Here is a 20,957-nt window from a genome sequence, read left to right as displayed (position 1 = left end):
CTTACTCGCCATCAGACGACTCCTCCGTGGAATGGCCGTTGGCGGCCAGGGCGAGGCTCGGGGTGCGCGGGGCGCGGCGGGCGACGATCGGGCGGACCTGGCCGGGCATCGGCGGGACCGGGAAGCCGCCGCCGAAGCCGGAGGTGTCCTGCTCCCGCGCGGCGTCCTCGGCGTTGCGCCGGCGCCGGGCGCGCTCGTCCTGGTTGCGCTCGCGCACCTCGAGGCCGATCAGCAGGGCCACGAACAGCACGCCCGCGACCAGGCAGATCGGCACCAGGTGCCCCTGGTCCATGTCGCCGGCGTTGCGCAGCTGGCGGATCACCGCGACCAGCAGCAGCCAGACCAGCGAGACCGGGATGAGCACCTTCCACCCCAGCCGCATGAACTGGTCGTAGCGCAGCCGGGGCAGCGTGCCGCGCAGCCAGATGAAGACGAACACGAAGATCAGCAGCTTGGCCAAAAACCAGATCATCGGGAACCAGCCCTGGTTCGCGCCGGACCAGAAGGTGGTGATCGGCCACGGCGCCCGCCAGCCGCCGAAGAACAGCGTGATGGCCAGGCAGGAGACCACGACCAGGTTGATGTACTCGGCCAGGAAGAACAGGGCGAACTTGAGCGAGCTGTACTCGGTGTGGAAGCCGCCGACCAGCTCGCCCTCGGCCTCGGGCAGGTCGAAGGGGGCGCGGTTGGTCTCGCCCACCATCGAGATCATGTAGATGATCCCGGAGACGCACAGCGGGATGATGTACCAGGTGTGCGCCTGCGCGGCCACGATCCCGCTGGTGGACATGGTGCCCGCGTACAGGAACACCCCGGCGAAGCTCAGGCCCATCGCGATCTCGTAGGAGATCATCTGGGCGGAGGAGCGGATGCCGCCGAGCAGCGGGTAGGTCGAGCCCGAGCTCCAGCCGGCCAGCACGATCCCGTAGATGCCGATGGAGGACACCGCGAGGATGTAGAGCACGCCGATGGGCAGGTCGACCAGCTGCAGCGTGGTCCAGTGGTGGAAGATCGAGACCCGGCCGCCCCAGGGGATCACCGCGAAGGCGAGGAAGGCCGGGACGGTGGAGATCACCGGGGCCGCCCAGAACACCGGCTTGTCGGCGTTCGTCGGGACGATGTCCTCCTTGAGCGCCAGCTTCACCCCGTCGGCCAGGGACTGCAGCAGTCCCTGCGGGCCGACCCGGTCCGGGCCCACGCGCATCTGCATCCAGGACACCACGCGGCGCTCGAACCAGATGTTGAACAGGGTGAGCACCACCAGCATCGCGAAGGCCGCGACCGCCTTGACCAGGGACAGCAGGAACCACCACGGAATGTGGGTGTCGAAGCCGTTGATCACCCAGTGGTCCATGTTGGCCATCAGCGCTCCTCCTCCTCGGCGCCGGCCTCGTCGGCGGCGGCGGACGCGGGCGGCTCGGCGGCCAGCGTCACGATGGCCCCGGTGTCCGCGCACAGGACGGCGCGTACGTGCGAGCCCGGGGAGTTCGTCGGCAGCCAGACCACCCGGTCGGGCAGGTCGGCGATCTCCAGCGGCAGCACCACCGTGCCGGCGTCGGTACCCACCGACACGGGTCCGCCCTCGTACGCCCCGATCTCCTTGGCGGTGGCCGGGGACAGGTGCACGACCGAACGGCGGGCGGTGCCGGCCAGGTACTTCTCGCCATCCTGCAGCCGCCCGTCGTCGAGCAGCTGGTGCCAGGTGGCGAGCACGGCCTGGCCCTCACCGGGGGCCGGCAGGGTCAGGATCTCGGTACGCGGGGGCAGGGCCCGGGGGCCGTCCCAGTCGCCGAGCTCGTCGAGTTCGCGGCGGGCGGCGGCCACGTCCGGCAGTCCGAGGTGGACGTCCATGGCGTCGGCGAGCCGGTCGAGCACGCGCAGGTCGGTGACGTGGCCGCCGTGGGTCTGCACCACCTCGGGGCTCAGCGCCTGCTGGAACGGGCGGGTGCGTCCCTCCCAGTCCAGGAAGGAGCCCGACTTCTCGGCCACGGCCGCGACCGGGAAGACCACGTCGGCCCGTTCGGTCACGGCGCTGTGGCGCAGTTCGAGCGAGACCACGAATCCGGCCGCGTCCAGGGCGGAGCGCACCCCGGCCGGGTCGGGCAGGTCATCCGGGTCCACGCCGCCGATGAGCAGGGCACTGATCTCCCCGGAGCGCGCGGCGGACAGGATCGCGTCGCCGTCCCGGCCCTCGATGGTCGGCAGGGCCCGTACTCCCCAGGCGGTGGCGACCTGGCCGCGGGCGAGCGGGTCGCCGATCGGCCGGCCGCCGGGCAGCAGGTTGGCCAGCGCGCCGGCCTCGACCGCGCCGCGTTCGCCGGCCCGCCGCGGCACCCAGGCCAGGCGGGCGCCGGTGACCTTGGCCAGGCGCACCGCGGCGCTCAGGCCGCCGGGCACTCCGGCCAGCCGCTCGCCGACCAGGATGACCGAGCCCTCGGCCCGCAGCTTGGTGGCCACCTCGAGGGCGGCGTGGTCGAGCCCTGCGTCGTAGCTGCCGGCGGCCAGGGCGCCGAGGAACTCCGGCTCGGTGTGCGGGGCGGCCTTGAGCAGCGTGCCGCCGCACTTGCGCAGTCCGCGGGTGGCGAACGGCGCTATGGCCACGACCTGCGTCTTGTTGACCCGGAAGGCCTTGCGCAGGCGCAGGAAGACGATCGGGGACTCGTCCTCGGGCTCGAACCCGACCAGCAGCACCGCCGGGGCCTTGTCCAGGTCGGCGTAGGTGACCGCGTCGCGCGTGCCCTCGCCGCCGGGAACGCGTCCGGCCACCTGGGCCGCGAGGAACTCGGCCTCCTCGTGGCTGTGCGGGCGGGCCCGGAAGTCGATGTCGTTGGTGTCCAGCGCCAGCCGGGCGAACTTCGCGTACGCGTAGGCGTCCTCGAAGCTCGCGCGTCCGCCGACGAGCACGCCGGCGTGGCCGCGTCCGGTGCGCAGTCCGGCCGCAGCCGCGCGCAGGGCCTCGGGCCAGGACGCGGGCACCAGTTCGCCGTCCTTGCGCACGAGCGGGGTGGTGATCCGGTCCCCGAGGGTCGGGTACTGGAAGGCCCAGCGGCCCTTGTCGCAGTTCCACTCCTCGTTGACCTCTGGGTCCTCCCCGGCCAGGCGTCGCAGTACCTTGCCGCGCCGGTGGTCGGTGCGCAGCGCGCAGCCGGAGGCGCAGTGCTCGCACGCGGTCGGCGTGGAGACCAGGTCGAAGGGGCGGGAGCGGAACCGGTAGGCCGCGCCGGTGAGCGCGCCGACCGGGCAGATCTGCACCGTGTTGCCGGAGAAGTAGGACTCGAAGTCCTGGTCCCCGGCGGTGGAGATGCCGACCTGCTGCTGGGCGCCGCGCTCGATCAGCTCGATGAAGGGGTCTCCGGCGATCTGCTCGGCGAAGCGGGTGCACCGGGCGCAGTTGACGCAGCGTTCCCGGTCGAGCAGGACCTGGGTCGAGATGTTGATCGGCTTGGCGAAGGTCCGCTTGGGGCCCTCGAACCGGGTCTCGCCGCGGCCGTTGCTCAGCGCCTGGTTCTGCAGCGGGCACTCGCCGCCCTTGTCGCAGACCGGGCAGTCCAGCGGATGGTTGATCAGCAGCAGCTCCATCACGCCCTGCTGCGCCTTGTCCGCCACCGGCGAGGTGCGCTGGGTCTTGACCACCATGCCGTCGGCGACCGTGGTGGTGCACGAGGCCAGCGGCTTGCGCTGTCCCTCCACCTCCACCAGGCACTGCCGGCAGGCGCCGACCGGGTCGAGCAGCGGGTGGTCACAGAAGCGCGGGATGGCGATGCCGAGCCGCTCGGCGACCCGGATGATCAGCTCGCCCTTCTTCGCCACGACCGGGATGCCGTCCACGGTCAGCTGCACGTGCCCGGGCGGGACCTCCAGCTGCGCGCCGTTGCCCTGGGCGGGGATGTCCGCGGTGGTTACCGTCATCTCAGTACGCTCCCGTCAGCGCCGGGGCCCACACCGTGGTTCGCGCCGGATCGAAGGGGCAGCAGCCGTGGCGCAGGTGCTCGAGGTACTCGTCCCTGAAGTACTTGATGGACGAGACGATCGGCGAGACCGCGCCGTCGCCCAGTGCGCAGAAGGCACGGCCGTTGATGTTGTCGCAGATGTCGAGCAGCTTCTCCAGCTCCGCCTCGCTGCCCTGGCCGGCCTCGAGCCTGCGGTAGGCCTGGACCAGCCAGTAGGTGCCCTCGCGGCAGGGGGTGCACTTGCCGCAGGACTCGTGCGCGTAGAACTCGGTCCAGCGCAGGACCGCGCGCACCACGCAGGTGGTCTCGTCGAACACCTGCAGCGCGCGGGTGCCCAGGATCGAGCCGGCCGCCTGCACGTTCTCGAAGTCCAGCGGCACGTCGAGGTGGTCCTCGGTGAACAGCGGGGTGGAGGAGCCGCCCGGCGTCCAGAACTTCAGCCGGTGCCCGTGCCGGATTCCGCCGGCCAGGTCCAGCAGTTCCCTGAGGGTCACGCCCAGGCCCACCTCGTACTGTCCCGGCCGCACCACGTGGCCGGACAGGGAGAAGAACCCGAACCCGGCGCTCTTCTCGCTCCCGAAGGTGCGGAACCAGTCCTTGCCCCGACGGATGATCGAGGGCACGGAGGCGACCGACTCGACGTTGTTGACCACGGTGGGGCTGGCGTAGAGCCCTTCCACCGCCGGGAACGGCGGCCGGTTGCGCGGCTGGCCGCGGCGCCCCTCGAGCGAGTCGAGCAGCGCGGTCTCCTCGCCGCAGATGTACGCGCCGGCGCCGACGTGCACGACGAGTTCGAGGTCGAATCCGGAGCCGAGGATGTCCTTGCCCAGGAACCCGGCCGCGTAGGCCTCGCGCACCGCGGCGAGCAGCCGCCGCACCACGTGCGTGACCTCGCCGCGCACGTAGATGAAGGCCTGCTCGGAGCGGATCGCGTAGGCGCCGATGACGATGCCCTCGATCAGCTCGTGCGGGTTGGCCAGCATGAACGGGATGTCCTTGCAGGTGCCCGGCTCCGACTCGTCCGCGTTGACCACGAAGTAGTGCGGCTTGCCGTCGCCCTGCGGGATGAAGGACCATTTGACGCCGGTGGCGAACCCGCCGCCGCCGCGCCCGCGCAGGCCGGAGTCCTTGACCTCGGTGATGACCTCGTCCGGGGTCATCTCGGTCAGGGCCTTGCGCAGCGCGGTGTAGCCGTCGTGCCGCCGGTAGCCGTCGAGCGTGTATGAGTCCTGTTCGTCCCAGGCGCGGGAGAGGACCGGGGCCAGCTTGAGCGTCATGCCTGCTCTCCCCGCTGCTTCGCGATGGTCAGGCCCACCAGGGATTCCGGGCCGGCCGAGCCGCCGCCGTGCACCGCGTCCTCGCGCCGGTCCTCGAACCCGGCCAGGATCCGCTCGGTCTCGCGGAAGCCGCACACCGCCGGGCCCCGGGTGGCCACCACGGGACGGCCCGCGAGCAGGTCGTCCACCAGGGCCTTGGCCTTGTCCGGGGTCATGTTGTCGAAGAACTCCCAGTTGACCGTCATCATCGGGGCGAAGTCGCAGGCGGCGTTGCACTCGATGTGCTCGAGCGTCAGGCTCCTGCCCTCCGGGCTGACCGCGGTGCGCTCGTCGTTGCCCACGCCGAGGTGGGCCTTGAGCTCGGCGAAGATCTCGTCCCCGCCGAGCACCGCGCACAGCGTGTTGGTGCACACCCCGACGTGGAAGTCCCCGACCTGGCGGCGCTTGTACATGGAGTAGAACGTCGCGACGCCGGTGACCTCGGCCGTGGAGAGCCCCAGCTTCTCGGCGCAGTACCGGATGCCGTCGCCGGAGACGAAGCCCTCCTCGGCCTGCACCAGGTGCAGCAGCGGCAGCAGGGCCGAGCGCTTGACCGGGTAGCGCGCGATGACCGCGTCGGCGTCCGGTTCGAGGCGGTCCACCACGTCCTGGGGATAGCCCTTGGCCGGGACGCGGGGGAGCCCGAGTTCCGCGGTGCTCATCGGTCCACACCTCCCATCACAGGGTCGATGGAGGCCACGGCGACGATCAGGTCCGCGAGCATGCCGCCCTCGGACATGACCGCCACGGCCTGCAGGTTGTTGAACGACGGGTCGCGGAAGTGCACCCGGTAGGGCCGGGTTCCGCCGTCGGAGACCGCGTGGCAGCCGAGTTCGCCCTTGGGGGACTCGATGCCGACGTAGACCTGGCCGGGCGGCACCCGGAAGCCCTCGGTGACCAGCTTGAAGTGGTGGATCAGGGCCTCCATGGACTCGCCCATGATGTGCCGGATGTGGTCGAGCGAGTTGCCCATGCCGTCGCCGCCGAGGGCGAGCTGCGCGGGCCAGGCGATCTTCTTGTCCTCGATCATCACCGGGCCGGGCTCGAGCTTGTCCAGGCACTGGGCCACGATCTTGAGCGACTGGCGCACCTCGTCCATCCGGATCCGGTAGCGCCCGTACGCGTCACAGCTGTCCCAGGTCACGACGTCGAAGTCGTAGTCCTCGTAGCCGCAGTAGGGCTGCGACTTGCGCAGGTCGTGCGGCAGCCCGGTGGCGCGCAGAACAGGCCCGGTCATACCCAGGGCCATACAGCCCGTCAGGTCGAGGTAGCCGACGTTCTCGGTGCGCCCCTTGAAGATCGGGTTCTCGTTGCACAGCGCCTCGATGTCCTTCATGCGCGTGGGCATGTAGGTGAGGAACTCGCGGATCTTGTCCACCGCGCCGGGCGGCAGGTCCTGGGCCACCCCGCCGGGCCGGACGAACGCGTGGTTCATCCGCAGGCCGGTGACCATCTCGAAGATGTCGAGCACCTGCTCGCGCTCGCGGAAGCCGAAGATCATGGCGCTGAGCGCGCCCATCTCCATGCCGCCGGTGGCGATGCACACCATGTGCGAGGCGATCCGGTTGAGCTCCATCAGCAGCACCCGGATCACGCTCGCCCGCTTGGGGATCTGGTCCTCCACCCCGAGCAGCTTCTCCACCGCGAGGCAGTAGGCGACCTCCTGGTAGAACGGCGTCGTGTAGTCCATCCGGGTGACGAAGGTGACGCCCTGGGTCCAGTTGCGGAACTCCAGGTTCTTCTCGATCCCGGTGTGCAGGAAGCCGATCCCGCAGCGCACCTCGGTGACGGTCTCGCCCTCGGTCTCCACCACCAGGCGCAGCACCCCGTGCGTGGACGGGTGCTGCGGCCCCATGTTGACGACGATCCGCTCCTCCGGGCTGTCCCCCTCGTTGCGCGAGAGCTCCCGGGCGATCTCGTCCCAGTCCCCGCCGGCCAGGGTGAACACCTGCTCGCCGGCCGGGTCGGAGCCGGCCGCGTACGGGTCGCCCACCAGCACGGTGGGCCCGCTCGCCGGATCGGGCTGCTCGGACCGGTCGTCACCCACCGTCTGTGCCACATCCACGCTCATCGGTAGCTCCTCCGCTGGTCCGGCGACGGAATCTGGGCGCCCTTGAACTCGACGGGGATGCCGCCGAGCGGATAGTCCTTGCGCTGCGGGTGGCCGGGCCAGTCGTCCGGCATCAGGATCCTGGTGAGCGCCGGGTGGCCGTCGAAGATGATCCCGAACATGTCCCAGGTCTCCCGCTCGTGCCAGTCGACGGCCGGGTAGACCCCGGTCAGCGAGGGCAGGTGCGGGTCCTCGTCGGGGCAGGTGGCCACCAGCTGCACCCGGCGGTTGTGCGAGATCGAGAGCAGCGGCACCAGGATCTGCAGCTCCCGCCCGGTCTCCTCGGGGAAGTGCACCCCGGAGACGCCGAGACAGAGTTCGAACCTGAGCGCCGGGTCGTCCCGCAGGGTCTTGGCGACCTGCGCCAGATGCGCGCGCCGCACGTGGAAGGCGAGCTGGTCGCGGTAGACCACCACCTTCTCGATGGCGGTCTCGGGCGCCAGGCCCTGCTCGTCGAGGGCGCCGAACAGCTCGTTCTCGACCTCGTCGAAGTACCCGCCGTAGGGCCGCGGACTCTGGCCGGGGAACTCGATCACCCGGACCAGGCGGCCGTAGCCCGAGGTGTCGCCGCCGGTCCCGCTGCCGCCGAACATGCCGTGGCGCACCGCCACGATCTCGGCCGCCTGCACCGCGAGCGGCTGCGGCAGTTCGTTTCCGTTTCCGTTCGGCTCGGGGAGGTTGCCTTCGCTCATCGCAGCAGCCCCTTCATCTCGATGGTGGGGATCGCCTTGAGCGCGGCCTCTTCGGCCGCACGGGCCGCCTGCACGCGGTCGACGCCGAGCGGCATCTTCTGGATCTCCTCGTGCAGCTTGATGATCGCGTCCATCAGCATCTCCGGCCGCGGCGGACAGCCGGGCAGGTAGATGTCCACCGGGACGATGTGGTCCACGCCCTGGACGATGGCGTAGTTGTTGAACATCCCGCCCGAGGACGCGCACACGCCCATCGACAGCACCCACTTGGGGTTGGGCATCTGGTCGTAGATCTGGCGCAGCACCGGGGCCATCTTCTGGCTCACCCGGCCCGCGACGATCATCAGGTCGGCCTGCCGCGGCGAGGCGCGGAAGACCTCCATGCCGAAGCGCGCGAGGTCGTAGCGCCCCGCGCCGGTGGCCATCATCTCGATGGCGCAGCAGGCCAATCCGAACGTGGCCGGCCACAGCGAGCCCTTGCGCATGTAGCCCGCGAGCCCCTCGACCGTGCTGAGCAGGAAGCCGCTCGGCACCTTCTCCTCAATACCCATGGGAACCTCCTAGTCCCACTCGAGCCCGCCGCGCCGCCAGACATACGCGTAGGCGACGAAGACCGTGACGATGAACAGGACCATCTCCGTCAGGCCGAACCAGCCGAGCGAGTCGAAGGCCACGGCCCACGGGTAGAGGAAGACGATCTCGATGTCGAAGACGATGAAGAGCATCGCCGTGAGGTAGTACTTGACCGGGAAGCGCCCGCCGCCGATCGGCTGCGGGGTCGGTTCGATACCGCACTCGTAGGCTTCGTATTTGGCCCGGTTATACCGTTTGGGTCCGGTCATCGCCCCCATGATCACGGAGAACACCGCGAATCCACCCGCGATCAGACCCAGGAGGAGCACCGGTACGTACGTATCCATCCCGCGCTGCCATCTCCCTACTCGTGAAGGATTTCACAAGCACAACGCGGAGTTGCCCTTCGCGTCACGCTATTGCGCTCCCGGACGCGACCTCGCACCCGGGCCGGGGCTTGCCGAACTACCGCACACTGCCTCGCTCGCCGCCATCCTACGCCGCGGCAACTGTGATGTCCGCCACGGCCCGGAGGTACGGGCTCCTGCTGATCTGTAACGTAGTCCTTACACGCCGCGTCGCGCTTCGTGATCTGCATCACGCCCAGGTCAGGCGTAATCGGATAGATCCGAATTGATCGTCGATCATGAACCGGACATTTAGTGATGATCACGGCTTGTGATGGCCGTCACAATCGCGAGGGTGAAGGCCTTCATGATGATCCACTTACTGAGATCGTTTTGACGGAGGGTCTCTACTTCATGTAGAAGCCGATCTCCGTCTGCCGCCCCGATCCGGGCGAACCGCCCGCTCAGGCCGTCGCAGGGGTCGGTGACGCGGCCGAGACCCCGCCATGACATGCCCGAGATCGATCTATGACGCGGCCGTGACACTTTCACGCGAACGCTTGTGAGCGCGTGCACGAACTCGGAAGCGACATCCCGGCGAATTCCCGGTGAATCCGGGCACGAAAAAGCCGCCGGCGGCATCTGCGCCACCGACGGCTCCGCGTCGTCTCCCGTACTGCGCTACGCGCGCGGCGTCACCTTCGCCAGACCGTTGATGATCCGGTCCATCGCGTCCCCGCCGCGCGGGTCGGTCAGGTTCGCCAGCAGCTTGAGGGTGAACTTCATCAGCATCGGGTGGGACAGGCCGCGCTGGGTGGCCAGCTTCATCACCTTCGGGTTGCCGATGAGCTTCACGAAGACGCGGCCGAGGGTGTAGTAGCCGCCGTAGGTCTCGGCCAGGATCCGCGGGTAGTCGGACAGGGCGAGTTCGCGGTCGTAGGTACCGGTGCGCGCCTTGGCCTGGGCGATGACGCGGGCGGCCAGTTCGCCGGACTCCATGGCGTAGGCGATGCCCTCGCCGTTGAACGGATTGACCATGCCGCCGGCGTCGCCCACGAGCAGCAGGCCGCGAGTGTAGTGCGGCTTGCGGTTGAAGCCCATCGGGAGCGCGGCGCCGCGGATCGGACAGGTGCGGTTGTCCTCGGTCAGCTCCCACTCCGCGGGGGTGCCGCCCAGCCAACGGCGCATCATGTCGCGGTAGTCGACCTTGCCGAAGGCCTTGGAGGTGTCCAGGATGCCCAGGCCGATGTTGGAGGTGCCGTCGCCCATGCCGAAGATCCAGCCGTAGCCGGGCAGCAGCCGGTCCGGGTGCTTGGAGTCGGTCAGCTCGAGCCAGGACTCGAGGTAGTCGTCGTTGTGGCGCGGGTTCTTGTAGTACGCCCGGTACGCCACACCCATCGGGCGGTCCTCGCGCTTGTGCAGGCCCATCGCGATGGACAGCCGGGTGGAGTTGCCGTCGGCGGCCACCACCAGCGGCGCGCGGAACTCGACCTCGGCGCCCGCGCGCGACGCGCCGGCCTCGCCGCTCTCCCCGGCACCCGCGCCGAGCTTCGCCGTGACGCCGACGATGCGGGAGGTGCGCGGGTCCAGGATCGGCCCGGAGACGTTGCAGTTCTCCAGCAGCCGCACCCCGGCGCCCTTGGCCTGGCGGGCCAGCAGCTCGTCGAAGTCCGAGCGCGGGCGCACCAGGCCGTAGTTCGGGTGCGAGGCCAGCTCGGGCCAGTCGAGTTCGAGCTGCACGCCGCCGGCCATGATGCGCAGGCCCTTGTTGTGCAGCCAGCCGTTGTCCACCGACGTGTCGATGCCCATCCGGACCAGCTGGGTGACCGCGCGCGGGGTCAGCCCGTCGCCGCAGATCTTCTCCCGCGGGAACGAGGTCTTCTCCAGCAGCAGCACGTCCAGCCCGGCCTTGGCCAGGTGGTAGGCCGTGGTCGACCCGGCCGGACCGGCGCCGACGACGATGACGTCGGCCTGATTCTCACTCAAGCTCTGCACATGGGAAGTCTATCGGCAAGACATTTCCGAAACGATTGTCGGCTCGGTCCGGAACGATTGTCGGCCTGGTTAGTCGATCCCGAGGCCCTCGCCCAGCGGCACGTAGTCGGCCGCGGTGTTGTCCACGGCCGGGTGGGCGCGCCCGGCCGGACCCGCGGCGAAGGCGGTGAGCAGGGTGAGGGTGGCCCGGCGGACGAAATCCCGCGCGCCCTGGCCGAAGTGGGCGGAGCACTGCGAGCCGAGCGCGCACTCCCACCGCATCGTGGCCGCGTCGAACACACCCGCGCCGGAGGCGACCGTGTAGTACGAGGACTCCTGGTAGCTCCCGGTCCCCTGACAGGTCAGCGGCGAATGGCTGAGCACCTCGATCGGATGCGGCGTCGTCCCGATGTCCACCACCCGGTCGTACTCCGGCCCGACCAGGCCGGGGAAGGAGGTGCCCTGGGTGACGCCGGTGCCCGCGAAGATCCAGTTGTCCGGGTCGTAGACGACGTACGGCGCGTCCACCGGATTGCACTGGTAGAGCGAGCCGGTCAGCGCGTTCTCCGGGCGCGGGTCGGGGGCGTAGCGCCAGTCCTGGGTGGTCTGGGTCGGGTCGCTCGCGGCCAGCGGATCCTCGGTGGCGTCCTTGTAGCAGATCACCAGGCGGTCGGCCCCGAGCTGCGTGGAGCCCCATCTGATGTGCCGGAAGATCGCGTTCGCGCCGAGGAAGGCGAGATTCGTGCCCTGCCGGTCGCGCGCGTTCTGCAGCGTGTCGCGCATGGTCTGCGAGTAGTACTCGTCGTGCCCGTCGGAGACGATCGCGCGGGCGCCCTGGAACAGCTGCGGGCTGGTCTCGAGCTCGAGGTCCGACTCGTAGGCCACCGGCAGGCCGTGCTGCTCGGCGAAGGAGACCAGGGCCTGGTCGAACGGGAAGAACAGGCCGTCACCCGACGGCTCGTCAGGATCGAGGTAGGGCCGGTCGAAGGACACCGCGCGGGCCCGGGTGGCGTAGGCGCCGTCGGGCCCCCGGTAGAGCGAGTAGCCGCCCCAGGTGTTGTACGCCTGCCACGTGGTGGTCCCGGCGAGGATGACGACCCGTCCGGCGGTGGAGGTGGAGTGCACGATCAACGGCACCAGCCGTTCGTCGCCGGCCGAGGAGTCGAGCCGCAGCAGGTACTCCCCCGGTACCCAGCCGCTCGTCCCGACGGTCAGCGAGGGCTGCCAATCACACTCGACCGTGTGAGTGGTGGCATCGATCGACTGGGCCGTCTGGTGGACGCCGGGGGTCTGCGGGGACTGCCACACCAGGTGCCCGTCGGCGCCGCCGTAGTACCCGATCCGGTAGGCGGCGACGGTGAAGGAGGGGGCGGTCGTGGAGACGTAGAGCCGGAAGGACTGCCCCGGCGCCACCGACGCGTGGTCGGTGTAGCCCTCGATGGCGTCCTGCGCCCCGAGCCGCGAGTCGTCCACCGCCCAGGCGCGCGTACCGGGTTTGGCGTTCTCGGCCGCCACGTCGATCGCGCCCGCCGAGCCGCCCTGAGCCCTGGCAGAGGCCTGCTGCGCGGGATCGGCGCCGGAGCCGGTACCGGGGCCCGGGGAGCCGCCGCAGGAGGCCGTGGAGAGGGTCAGGACGGCGGTCAGGGCGGCGACGAGAGTGGTGGCGAGAAGACGTGCGGGGCGACGGCTGCGTGCCCGCTCAGAGCGCCGCGTCATCTTTTCGAGCCCCTTCGCTCACGGGCATTCCGATAGGTGCCAGGATAGGGGCATGAGCAGAGCGTCGTTGGCCAAGGAACCACATGAAGTCGCCGCCATGTTCGACGGGGTCGCCGAACGCTATGACCTGACGAACGACCTGTTGTCGCTGGGCCAGACGAGGTTGTGGCGCAAGGCGGTGGCCCAGGCCGTGGACGCCCGGCCGGGCGAGCGCGTGTTGGATCTCGCGGCCGGCACCGGCACCTCCTCGGTGCCGTTCCAGCAGGCCGGCGCGAGTGTGGTGGCGTGTGACTTCTCCCTCGGCATGCTCGAGGTGGGCAAGGAACGCAACCCCTTCCTCGACTTCTGCGCCGGCGACGCCATGCGCCTGCCCTTCGCCGACGCCGTCTTCGACGCGGTCACGATCTCCTTCGGCCTGCGCAACGTCGCCGACACCACCGCCGCCCTGCGCGAGCTGCGCCGGGTGACCAAGCCGGGCGGCCGCCTGGTCGTGTGCGAGTTCTCCCACCCGACCTTCGCCCCGTTCCGCACGGTCTACCTCGAGTACCTCATGCGCGCCCTGCCCGCGCTCGCCAACCGGGTGGCGTCGAACCCCGAGGCGTACGTCTACCTCGCCGAGTCCATCCGCGCCTGGCCCGACCAGCGCGGCCTGGCCACCCTGCTGCAGGCCTCCGGCTGGCGCAAGGTCGCCTGGCGCGACCTGACCGGCGGCATCGTCACCCTGCACCGCGGGCGGGCGTAGCGGTAGCTCCCACGCGATACGGATCGTGCGGCTGAGGTGTCCTCAGCCGCACGATCCGCTTCACCCGACACTCCGTCAGACACCGGTGCGCTCAGGCGTTGCGGTGGACCAGGGTGCCGCCGAGGACGGTGGCGAGGCAGCGGTGGCTGCGCTGGGCGGCGGCGTCGAGCAGGGCGGTGTAGGCGGCTTCGGGGGTGAGGTCGGCCAGGCCCGGGACTTCGAAGACGGCCAGGTCGGCGCGGGCGCCCGCTTCGATGCGGCCGGCGTCGGGCAGGGCCATGGCGCCGGCGCCGCCGAGGGTGGCGGCCTCCAGGATGCGGCGGTCGAGGTCGGGCTCGAGGTAGCCCTGGGCGCGGGCGAGGTCGCGCAGCGCGGCGGCCTCCTCGAGCAGGTCGAGGGACGGGGTCGAGGCGAGCGAGTCGGTGCCGATGCCGAACGGGGAGCCCTCGCGCAGGTAGTCGGCCACCGGCGGCTGTCCGGCCTGCAGGATCTTGTTCGACCTGGCACACAGCGCCGCGTAGACCCCGCGCTCGCGCAGGACGGCGCGGTCGGCCGGGTCGCAGTGGACGCAGTGGGCCGCGTGCACGTCGGGGGCGAGCACGCCGAGCTTGTCCAGGTACATGGTCGGGGTCAGGCCGCAGCCGCCGTCGCGGATGAGCTCCATCGCCTTGCCGAACTTGGTCATGGACTCGGCGAACGGACCGGTGCCCTGGGCCACGTACTGGGTCTCGGCGGGCGACTCGGCCACGTGCGGGTGAATGCGCAGGCCCTTGTCCCTGGCGATGGCCACCGCGTCGGCGAACACGGCGCCGGCGACGGTGTACGGCGTGTGCGGGGAGACGCCGAGGCGCCGGCCGGCCGGGCTCGAGCCGAGCTGGTCGAGCAGGCGGGCGCGGCCGGACTCGGACCAGCTGCGGGCGTCCTGGAAGACGATCTCGAGGTAGGAGATCCCGCCGATGCCGCTGCGGGCGGTGGGGGCGAGCACGCAGGCGTCGGTGACGATGTCGGCGACGGAGGTGGTGCCGGAGTCGAGCATGAGGTTCACCCCGCGGCGCGCGGACTCGCACCACATCGCGTCGGTGAAACTCGGCCGACGCGAGGTCAGTTCGCTGATCCAGACCGGGAAGGGCTGGCCGAGCGCGTTGAGGTCCTCGAAGTCGGTGTACTGCAGATGAGCGTGCGCGTTGACCAGGCCGGGGGTGAGCACGCCGGCCCACCGACGCTCCCGTACGCCGGGATGGGCCGCGACCAGGGCGTCCCGGGCGCCGACGGCGAGCACCCGGTCGCCGTCGACGAGCACCGCGCCGTCGCCGATCGGCTCGGCGGACACGGGCAGGACTATCGGCGCGCTGTGGAGGGTCTGCATGCGCACGACCTTACCGAATCGGCCCCGCCACGCCGACGGCGCACAGCCCGCGGCGAACCGGGCCCCTGAGCGCCACCCACGCGCCCGTCCGCGCGTGCGGCGAACGAGCGCGCGGCAGCCGGCGACCCGCGAGGTGCGGGATCGCGGCCCGCCTAGGTCGTGTCTTCAAAGGTTCGCCGGGGCCGCGGCGCCTGCCACGCACGCTCGCGGCGTTGCCGGACCGCTTACAGACGACCGAGTATGCGCACGGCCCGGCGCCTTGCGAGCGCACGCGTCAGACACCGCGGCCTGACCCGACGCCCCTTTGAAGACACTCCCTAGTCGACCAGCGTCAGCGCGGTGGAGGCGATGTGCGAGCGCACCCGCTCGTCCACCGGGTCGTCGGCCGGGTCCTCGTGCACGGCGAGCAGCTCGTAGGTGGTCGAGCGCTGCGCCGGGACGCGGCCCGCGGTACGGATCAGGTGGATCAGCTCATTGCGGTTCGAGCGGTGCCGGGCGCCGGCCGAGGAGACCACGTTCTCCTCCAGCATCACCGAGCCGAGGTCGTCCGCGCCGTAGTGCAGGCTGAGCTGGCCGGCCTCCTTGCCGGTGGTCAGCCAGGAGCCCTGGATGTGGTTGACGTTGTGCAGGAACAGCCGCGCCACCGCGATCAGCCGCAGGTACTCCAGGGTGGTGGTCTGGGTGCGGCCCTTGAGGTGGTTGTTGAGCGGCTGGTAGGTGTACGGGATGAAGGCGCGGAAGCCGCCGGTGCGGTCCTGCACGTCCCGGATCATGGCCAGGTGCCTGATCCGCTCGGCGTTGGTCTCGCCGGTGCCCATCAGCATGGTGGAGGTGGACTCGAGGCCCAGCGTGTGGGCCTTCTCCATGATCTCCAGCCAGCGCTCGCCGGACTCTTTGAGCGGGGCGATGACGGTGCGCGGGCGGGCCGGGAGCAGCTCGGCGCCGGCCCCGGCCAGCGAGTCGAGGCCGGCCGTCTTGATCCGCACGATGGCGTCCTCGATCGGCACGCCGGAGACCTTGGCCATGTGCTGGATCTCGGAGGCACCGAGGGAGTGGATGACCAGCTCCGGGTAGTTCTCCTTGATGGCGGAGAAGGCGCGCTCGTAGTATTCGACCCCGTATTCGGGGTGATGGCCGCCCTGGAACATCACCTGGGTGCCGCCGAGCTCGACCGTCTCGCCGCAGCGGCGCAGGATCTCCTCGAGGTCGCGCGACCAGCCGTCGGGCGACTTGGGCGGCACGTAGAACGCGCAGAACTTACACGCCGTCACACAGACGTTGGTGTAGTTGATGTTGCGCTCGATGATGTACGTCGCGGTGTCCGCGAGGTAGGGCAGCTTGGCCCGGCGCGCGGTGTCCGCGGCCTTGCCCAACGCGTGCAAGGGCGCGTTGCGGTAGAGCTCCAGCGCCTCTTCCTCGGTGATCCGCCCGCCCGCGGCGGCGCGCTCCAGCACGTCAGCAGTCATGCTCACACCTTATGCTTCGGGCCCGAGGACCTCGATGTGCACGTCAGGGTCGACCTCGATCTGCCCGCCGACCTGGCGGGCGAACTCCCGGGCACCGGCCAGCTGGCGCGGACCGAAGGAGAAGTCGAGGGTGGTGAAGTAGCGTTCGAGCACGTCGGCGTCGAACTCCTCCCAGCGGGCCACCTGCGCGGCCACCTTGTCCACGGACTCGATGGCCAGGTCGCGGGAGTAGAGGAAGGCCTTGTGCACGTCCCGCACCAGGCCGGGATTCGCGGCCAGGTAGTCCTTGCGCACGGCCCAGACCGCGAAGACCATCGGCAGCCCGGACCAGTCCTTCCAGGCGGCGCCGAGGTCGAGCACGCGCAGGCCGCGGCGCGGGGCGTCGTAGAGCGCGGCGCGCAGCGCGACGTCGCCGATGACGACGGCGGCCGGGGCCTCCTGCATCATGATCGACAGGTCCGGCGGGCAGCTGTAGTAGCGCGGGTTGACCTGGAACTTGTCGCGCAGCAGCAGCTGCGCGAGCTGGATCGTGGTGCGCGAGGTGGAGCCGAGGGCGACGCGCTCGCCGTCGAGCTCCTCGAAGGGCACCTGGGAGACCAGGTTGCAGGACATGACCGGGCCGTCCGAGCCGACCGCGACGTCGGCGAGCACCACGAGTTCGTCGCTGTGGCGCAGGAACTCCACGAAGGAGATCGGCGATATGTCGAGTTCGCCGGCCACCAGGCGCTCGCCGAGCCGCTCCGGGCTGTCCTTGACGAGGTCGAGGTCGAGCAGCGCGCCGGAGTGCATCAGGCCCCAGTAGATCGGCACGCAGTTGAGGAACTGGATGTGGCCGACGCGGGGTCGGCGCTCGGCCGTCACGCCTCGACTTCCTCGTCCTCGTCCTCGAACGAGGCCGAGTCGCGCACCTTGCCGCTGAGCCGTTCCGTGCGGGCCACGAGCCCCGCGGACATGGCGCCGCGGTAGCGGGCGAGGACGAAGAAGGAGGCGATGGAGGAGACCACCAGCGCGACGGCGAGCAGGAACAGCCGGTTGGCGTCGTCCAGCTGCATGCCGGCCAGCTCCGCGATGCCCCAGATCAACACCAGGGAGACGAGGAAGAGGGCGAGCCGCAGCGTGGTGTAGCGCAGGGTCGCGTGCGGGATTCGCTCCGCGGTCGGGACGACCGGCTCATTGTTCGCACTCACGGACTCACGGTACCTCACAGCTCCAGCGCCATGAGGATGAGGTCCCGGTACGGGGTCGCCCCCGGCTCCTCGCCCGCCCGCTCGGGCAGTTTCAGGCCCTTGCGGATGCGGCCGTACTCGTTGTAGCCGCACTTCTTGTAGAACAGGTCGTTGCCGGTCCCGCCCCGGCAGTCGAGGTGCAGCTGCTCGATCCCGCCCTCCCGGGCGACCGCGGCGACCTCGGCCATCAGCCGGTAGCCGTAGCCCCTGCCCTGGAAATCAGGGTGCACCATCACGCGCTTGACGGTCTGCCAGTGCGCGGTGAACACGAAGCTGTTCGAGGTGAGGAAGGCGAGCGCGGCCAGCCGGCCGGCGTACTCCCCGGCCGTCTCGCGCCCGACCACCAGCCGGTCGCGCCCCTCGAGCACGCCGGCGAACTGCCCGCGCGCCGTCTGGGCCACGTCGTCCATCGTCACCGGCGGCACGAAGCCGACGGCGCCGCCGGCGTTGCTCACGTCGGTCCAGCAGGCCACGATCTCCGCCTGGAGCAACTCGGTCAGCTCCGGGTCGGCCACGAAGTTCAGCGTCATGCCACCCATTGTTGCATGGAATCCCGCTCATGCGCATGAAGTTTCACGTGGAACATCGCGTGGCCGCCCGGTCACGCGACGGCGGCTACTCGGCGAAGGACATGGACTGCGGGCTCTCCCGGCGCAGCGGGTCGGGGCCGGGGAACTCGCGCACGACCTCGTAGCGGGTGTTGCGCTCGACCGGGGTGAAGCCGGCGTCGCGAATCAGGTCGAGCAGGCCGTCACGGGACATCTTGTTGGGCGTGCCGAACTTGTCCGCGTCATGCGTGATCTTGTACTCGACCACGGAGCCGTCGAGGTCGTCGACGCCGTAGTTGAGCGAGAGCCCGGCGGTGCCGAGGCCGTGCATCACCCAGAAGCACTTGACGTGGTCGAAGTTGTCGAGCAGCAGCCGGGAGACGGCGAAGGTCTTGAGGGCCTCGGCGCCGGTGGCCATCGGCTGGTTCATCAGCCGGTTGCGCTGCTTGCCGTCCTGCGAGTCGTGGAAGTCGTGCTGGAAGCGAAGCGGGATGAACACGGCGAAGCCGCCGGTCTCGTCCTGCAGCTCGCGCAGCCGCAGCACGTGGTCGACGCGGTGGCGCGGCTCCTCGATGTGCCCGTAGAGCATCGTCGAGGGCGTACGCAGACCCTTGCCGTGGGCGAGCCGGTGGATGCGCGACCAGTCCTCCCAGTGGGTCTCGTGGTCCACGATCTGCCGGCGGACCTCCCAGTCGAAGATCTCGGCTCCGCCGCCGGTGAGCGACTCGAGCCCGGCCTCGATCAGCTCGTCCAGGATCTCGTCCGCGCTCAGGCCGGAGATGCGCTCGAACCAGTGGATCTCGGTGGCGGTGAACGCCTTGATCGAGACGTTCGGCAGCACGGCCTTGAGCTCGCTGATCGACTTCGGGTAGTAGCGCCACGGCAGGGTCGGGTGCAGCCCGTTGACGATGTGCAGCTCGGTGATGCCGTCGGGCTCCATCTCCTTGGCGAGCCGGACCGCCTCCTCGATGCGCATCGTGTAGGCGTCCTTCTCCCCCGGCTTGCGCTGGAACGAGCAGTACGCGCAGGAGGCCGAACAGACGTTGGTCATGTTCAGGTGCCGGTTGACGTTGAAGTAGACCCGGTCCCCGTTCTTGCGGGTGCGCACCTCGTGCGCCAGCGAACCGAGCCAGGCCAGGTCGTCGCAGGCGTAGAGCGCTTCGCCGTCCGCACGGTCGAGCCGTTCGCCGGCGAGTACCTTGGCTTCGAGTTCCCGCTTGAGACCGACGTCCACGGCCCGCTCCCTCACACCTTCAGCAGTAGATAGCGGGTTCAGCCTACGCCGCGCGGCGGCGCTACTCCTCGGTCGGGATCGGGATCTGGCGCGCCTCCCACTTGGTGGACAGCGCGATCGTGGTGCGGGTGCGCGCGACGCCGCGGATCCGGCCGAGCCGTCCGATGATCTTCTCCAGGCCCAGCGGGTCGGCGGCGCGCACCTTGAGCAGATACGACTCCTCGCCCGCGACGAACCAGCAGTCCTCGATCTCCGGCACGTCCTTGAGCCTGCGGGCCACGTCGTCGTGGTCGGCGGCGTCCGAGAGCAGCACTCCTATCAGCGCCGTGACGCCGAGCCCGAGCGCGCCCGGGTTCACCGCCGCGCGATAGCCGGTGATCACCCCGGCCTGCTCGAGCCGGTTGATCCGGTCCGTGACACTCGGACCGGACAGGCCCACCAGCCGGGCCAGTTCCGCGTACGTGGCGCGCCCGTTGGCTCGCAACGCCTCCACCAGCGTGCGGTCGACCGCGTCCACCGTGCTCTCACCTTCCCGATCGGCCACGACCCGACGCGAGGGGGGCGCGCGGGCCGAGGACAGGTTACCGCCAGCGCAGCAAGACCCGGACACGGCCTTTGATCAATTAGACTCTTGCGCTCTCACGCCTTAGAATCTAAGGCATACGGACACGAGGTTCTTCGATTCAAAGAGGCTGCGAAGAAGATGATCTACAGCCCCGAGTACATCAAGGCCCGCCACGCCGAAATGCTGGCCGAGGCCTCCCGGGCACGCCTGGCCAAGGCCGCCCGCAAGCGCGCACGCGCGGGCTCCGCTCGCTGACCTGCCGCACCCGGCGCACACCGCGCCCTTAGAGACCAACTGACCGCTCTCCCCCCGAGGCGCCGTACCCGAGCCGTCCCCCTCCCTCCGGCCGGGTCCGGCGCCTCGCGTATGCGCGTATGTATGCGGACGCCGCTGTATGCGGACGCCGCGCGCGGGGCCCTATTCGGGCTCGTCCTGCAGCCGCGCCTCGCCGAGCTCGCCGGACCAGCGCCGCAGCAGCCCGTGCTCGACCCCGAGCGCGTCCAGCGCCTTCCCGGCAACGAAGTCCACCAGCCGCTGCACGCTCTGGCCGCCCGCGTAGAAGCCGGGCGAGGCGGGCAGCACCACGGCTCCGGCCCGGCTGAGCGCGAGCAACTGCTCCAGCGTGCTCGAGCTCAGCGGCGCCTCGCGCAGGACCAGCACCAGCGGCCGACGCTCTTTCAGGTTCACCGAGGCCGCGCGCTGCAACAGGTCCTTGGACAGCCCGATGCTGATTCCCGCCACGGCCGCCGCCGTCGCCGGGATCACCACCATGCCCTTGGCCGGGTAGCTGCCGGAGGACGGGCCGGCCGCGAAGTCCCCGGCGTGCCAGTACCGCACCGCGTCCAGCCGCGCGTCCTCGCCCTTCCAGCCGAGCAGCGCGGCGAGGTCCTCACGCCAGTGCGCGTCCCGGAAGGCGATGCCGGTCTCGTCCAGGATCGTCAGCCGCGCGGCCCGGCTGACCACCAGGTCCACGTCCTCGCCCGCGTCCAGCAGGCCGACGATCGCGGACAGCGCGTAGGGCGTGCCGGACGCGCCCGAGACCCCGAGCACCCAGGGGTGGCGCGCGGCGGCGGGTTCGGCGGGCGCGGTGGACGCGGCGTACGGGCTGTTCGTGTTCATGAGCTGACGCCAG

Annotated in this window: 19 protein-coding genes; 1 reads left to right on the top strand and 18 read right to left on the bottom strand. The window is 70.4% G+C overall.

Going from position 1 to position 20,957, the window contains the following annotated elements:
- Window position 1: 1 nt before the first annotated feature.
- From nuoH to KDL01_RS02065, 10 genes are all read right to left on the bottom strand, one after another.
- A complete protein-coding gene (nuoH, locus tag KDL01_RS02110; RefSeq protein WP_212526563.1) occupies window positions 2-1,363 on the bottom strand; it encodes an NADH-quinone oxidoreductase subunit NuoH in 1,362 nt (453 codons plus the stop codon).
- Window positions 1,363-3,909: an NADH-quinone oxidoreductase subunit G gene (locus tag KDL01_RS02105; RefSeq protein WP_212526562.1), complete on the bottom strand. Its 2,547-nt coding sequence runs from the start codon at window positions 3,907-3,909 to the stop codon at window positions 1,363-1,365. The genes nuoH and KDL01_RS02105 overlap by 1 nt, the downstream gene beginning before the upstream one ends.
- A gap of 1 nt (window position 3,910) precedes the next feature.
- Window positions 3,911-5,227, bottom strand: coding sequence for an NADH-quinone oxidoreductase subunit NuoF (gene nuoF / locus KDL01_RS02100; RefSeq protein ID WP_212526561.1), 1,317 nt, complete (start codon window positions 5,225-5,227; stop codon window positions 3,911-3,913).
- Window positions 5,224-5,928: an NADH-quinone oxidoreductase subunit NuoE gene (nuoE, locus tag KDL01_RS02095; protein ID WP_212526560.1), complete on the bottom strand. Its 705-nt coding sequence runs from the start codon at window positions 5,926-5,928 to the stop codon at window positions 5,224-5,226. Before nuoE ends, nuoF begins: the two co-directional genes overlap by 4 nt.
- Window positions 5,925-7,337 carry an NADH-quinone oxidoreductase subunit D gene (locus KDL01_RS02090; protein WP_212526559.1) on the bottom strand — a complete coding sequence of 471 codons (1,413 nt, stop codon included), beginning with the start codon at window positions 7,335-7,337 and terminating at the stop codon, window positions 5,925-5,927. Before KDL01_RS02090 ends, nuoE begins: the two co-directional genes overlap by 4 nt.
- The gene (locus KDL01_RS02085; protein WP_212526558.1) at window positions 7,334-8,068 is read right to left on the bottom strand and encodes an NADH-quinone oxidoreductase subunit C; all 735 of its coding nucleotides are present in this window, start codon (window positions 8,066-8,068) and stop codon (window positions 7,334-7,336) included. Before KDL01_RS02085 ends, KDL01_RS02090 begins: the two co-directional genes overlap by 4 nt.
- Entirely contained in the window at window positions 8,065-8,619 is a 555-nt protein-coding gene (locus tag KDL01_RS02080) for a NuoB/complex I 20 kDa subunit family protein (RefSeq protein ID WP_212526557.1), read from the bottom strand. Before KDL01_RS02080 ends, KDL01_RS02085 begins: the two co-directional genes overlap by 4 nt.
- A 9-nt stretch (window positions 8,620-8,628) precedes the next feature.
- Window positions 8,629-8,988, bottom strand: coding sequence for an NADH-quinone oxidoreductase subunit A (locus tag KDL01_RS02075; RefSeq protein ID WP_212526556.1), 360 nt, complete (start codon window positions 8,986-8,988; stop codon window positions 8,629-8,631).
- Between the two features lie 681 nt (window positions 8,989-9,669).
- The gene (locus tag KDL01_RS02070; protein ID WP_307846024.1) at window positions 9,670-10,983 is read right to left on the bottom strand and encodes a geranylgeranyl reductase family protein; all 1,314 of its coding nucleotides are present in this window, start codon (window positions 10,981-10,983) and stop codon (window positions 9,670-9,672) included.
- A gap of 69 nt (window positions 10,984-11,052) precedes the next feature.
- Window positions 11,053-12,678 carry a N,N-dimethylformamidase beta subunit family domain-containing protein gene (locus tag KDL01_RS02065; protein WP_246575820.1) on the bottom strand — a complete coding sequence of 542 codons (1,626 nt, stop codon included), beginning with the start codon at window positions 12,676-12,678 and terminating at the stop codon, window positions 11,053-11,055.
- Window positions 12,679-12,730: 52 nt separating this feature from the next.
- Here KDL01_RS02065 and KDL01_RS02060 point away from each other — a divergent pair, with 52 nt between their 5' ends.
- Window positions 12,731-13,420, top strand: a complete 690-nt coding sequence (locus KDL01_RS02060) for a demethylmenaquinone methyltransferase (protein ID WP_212526555.1) — start codon at window positions 12,731-12,733, stop codon at window positions 13,418-13,420.
- A 91-nt stretch (window positions 13,421-13,511) separates the two neighbouring features.
- On the opposite strand, the gene KDL01_RS02055 is transcribed toward KDL01_RS02060, so the two are convergent.
- The 8 genes from KDL01_RS02055 to KDL01_RS02020 form a co-directional block, all read right to left on the bottom strand.
- Complete coding sequence (locus tag KDL01_RS02055; RefSeq protein WP_212526554.1) at window positions 13,512-14,786, bottom strand: amidohydrolase family protein; 1,275 nt, start codon at window positions 14,784-14,786, stop codon at window positions 13,512-13,514.
- Between the two features lie 317 nt (window positions 14,787-15,103).
- Window positions 15,104-16,252, bottom strand: a complete 1,149-nt coding sequence (gene mqnC / locus KDL01_RS02050; RefSeq protein WP_212526553.1) for a cyclic dehypoxanthinyl futalosine synthase — start codon at window positions 16,250-16,252, stop codon at window positions 15,104-15,106.
- Window positions 16,253-16,261: 9 nt separating this feature from the next.
- A complete protein-coding gene (locus KDL01_RS02045) occupies window positions 16,262-17,113 on the bottom strand; it encodes a menaquinone biosynthetic enzyme MqnA/MqnD family protein (protein WP_212526552.1) in 852 nt (283 codons plus the stop codon).
- A complete protein-coding gene (locus tag KDL01_RS02040; protein WP_212526551.1) occupies window positions 17,110-17,439 on the bottom strand; it encodes a DUF4229 domain-containing protein in 330 nt (109 codons plus the stop codon). Before KDL01_RS02040 ends, KDL01_RS02045 begins: the two co-directional genes overlap by 4 nt.
- Before the next feature lie 14 nt (window positions 17,440-17,453).
- Entirely contained in the window at window positions 17,454-18,008 is a 555-nt protein-coding gene (locus tag KDL01_RS02035; protein ID WP_212526550.1) for a GNAT family N-acetyltransferase, read from the bottom strand.
- Window positions 18,009-18,093: 85 nt separating this feature from the next.
- Window positions 18,094-19,260: an aminofutalosine synthase MqnE gene (gene mqnE, locus KDL01_RS02030; protein WP_212526549.1), complete on the bottom strand. Its 1,167-nt coding sequence runs from the start codon at window positions 19,258-19,260 to the stop codon at window positions 18,094-18,096.
- 61 nt (window positions 19,261-19,321) lie between these two features.
- Window positions 19,322-19,777: an Lrp/AsnC family transcriptional regulator gene (locus KDL01_RS02025; protein ID WP_212526591.1), complete on the bottom strand. Its 456-nt coding sequence runs from the start codon at window positions 19,775-19,777 to the stop codon at window positions 19,322-19,324.
- A gap of 465 nt (window positions 19,778-20,242) precedes the next feature.
- Window positions 20,243-20,944, bottom strand: coding sequence for a UbiX family flavin prenyltransferase (locus KDL01_RS02020; protein WP_212526548.1), 702 nt, complete (start codon window positions 20,942-20,944; stop codon window positions 20,243-20,245).
- Window positions 20,945-20,957: the final 13 nt, after the last annotated feature.

The sequence above is a fragment of the Actinospica durhamensis genome (genome assembly GCF_018139695.1).
Classification (GTDB): Bacteria; Actinomycetota; Actinomycetes; order Streptomycetales; family Catenulisporaceae; genus Actinospica; species Actinospica durhamensis.
Note: the sequence above shows the minus strand (reverse complement) of the source record. Positions and strands in the feature narration are given on the sequence as shown.

What these genes read in the sequence shown, in the direction of transcription:
- nuoH (WP_212526563.1), bottom strand. Translation starts at nt 1,363, where the DNA reads ATGGCCAACATGGACCACTGGGTGATCAACGGCTTCGACACCCACATT.
- KDL01_RS02105 (WP_212526562.1), bottom strand. Translation starts at nt 3,909, where the DNA reads ATGACGGTAACCACCGCGGACATCCCCGCCCAGGGCAACGGCGCGCAG.
- nuoF (WP_212526561.1), bottom strand. Translation starts at nt 5,227, where the DNA reads ATGACGCTCAAGCTGGCCCCGGTCCTCTCCCGCGCCTGGGACGAACAG.
- nuoE (WP_212526560.1), bottom strand. Translation starts at nt 5,928, where the DNA reads ATGAGCACCGCGGAACTCGGGCTCCCCCGCGTCCCGGCCAAGGGCTAT.
- KDL01_RS02090 (WP_212526559.1), bottom strand. Translation starts at nt 7,337, where the DNA reads ATGAGCGTGGATGTGGCACAGACGGTGGGTGACGACCGGTCCGAGCAG.
- KDL01_RS02085 (WP_212526558.1), bottom strand. Translation starts at nt 8,068, where the DNA reads ATGAGCGAAGGCAACCTCCCCGAGCCGAACGGAAACGGAAACGAACTG.
- KDL01_RS02080 (WP_212526557.1), bottom strand. Translation starts at nt 8,619, where the DNA reads ATGGGTATTGAGGAGAAGGTGCCGAGCGGCTTCCTGCTCAGCACGGTC.
- KDL01_RS02075 (WP_212526556.1), bottom strand. Translation starts at nt 8,988, where the DNA reads ATGGATACGTACGTACCGGTGCTCCTCCTGGGTCTGATCGCGGGTGGA.
- KDL01_RS02065 (WP_246575820.1), bottom strand. Translation starts at nt 12,678, where the DNA reads ATGACGCGGCGCTCTGAGCGGGCACGCAGCCGTCGCCCCGCACGTCTT.
- KDL01_RS02060 (WP_212526555.1), top strand. Translation starts at nt 12,731, where the DNA reads ATGAGCAGAGCGTCGTTGGCCAAGGAACCACATGAAGTCGCCGCCATG.
- KDL01_RS02055 (WP_212526554.1), bottom strand. Translation starts at nt 14,786, where the DNA reads ATGCAGACCCTCCACAGCGCGCCGATAGTCCTGCCCGTGTCCGCCGAG.
- mqnC (WP_212526553.1), bottom strand. Translation starts at nt 16,252, where the DNA reads ATGACTGCTGACGTGCTGGAGCGCGCCGCCGCGGGCGGGCGGATCACC.
- KDL01_RS02035 (WP_212526550.1), bottom strand. Translation starts at nt 18,008, where the DNA reads ATGACGCTGAACTTCGTGGCCGACCCGGAGCTGACCGAGTTGCTCCAG.
- KDL01_RS02020 (WP_212526548.1), bottom strand. Translation starts at nt 20,944, where the DNA reads ATGAACACGAACAGCCCGTACGCCGCGTCCACCGCGCCCGCCGAACCC.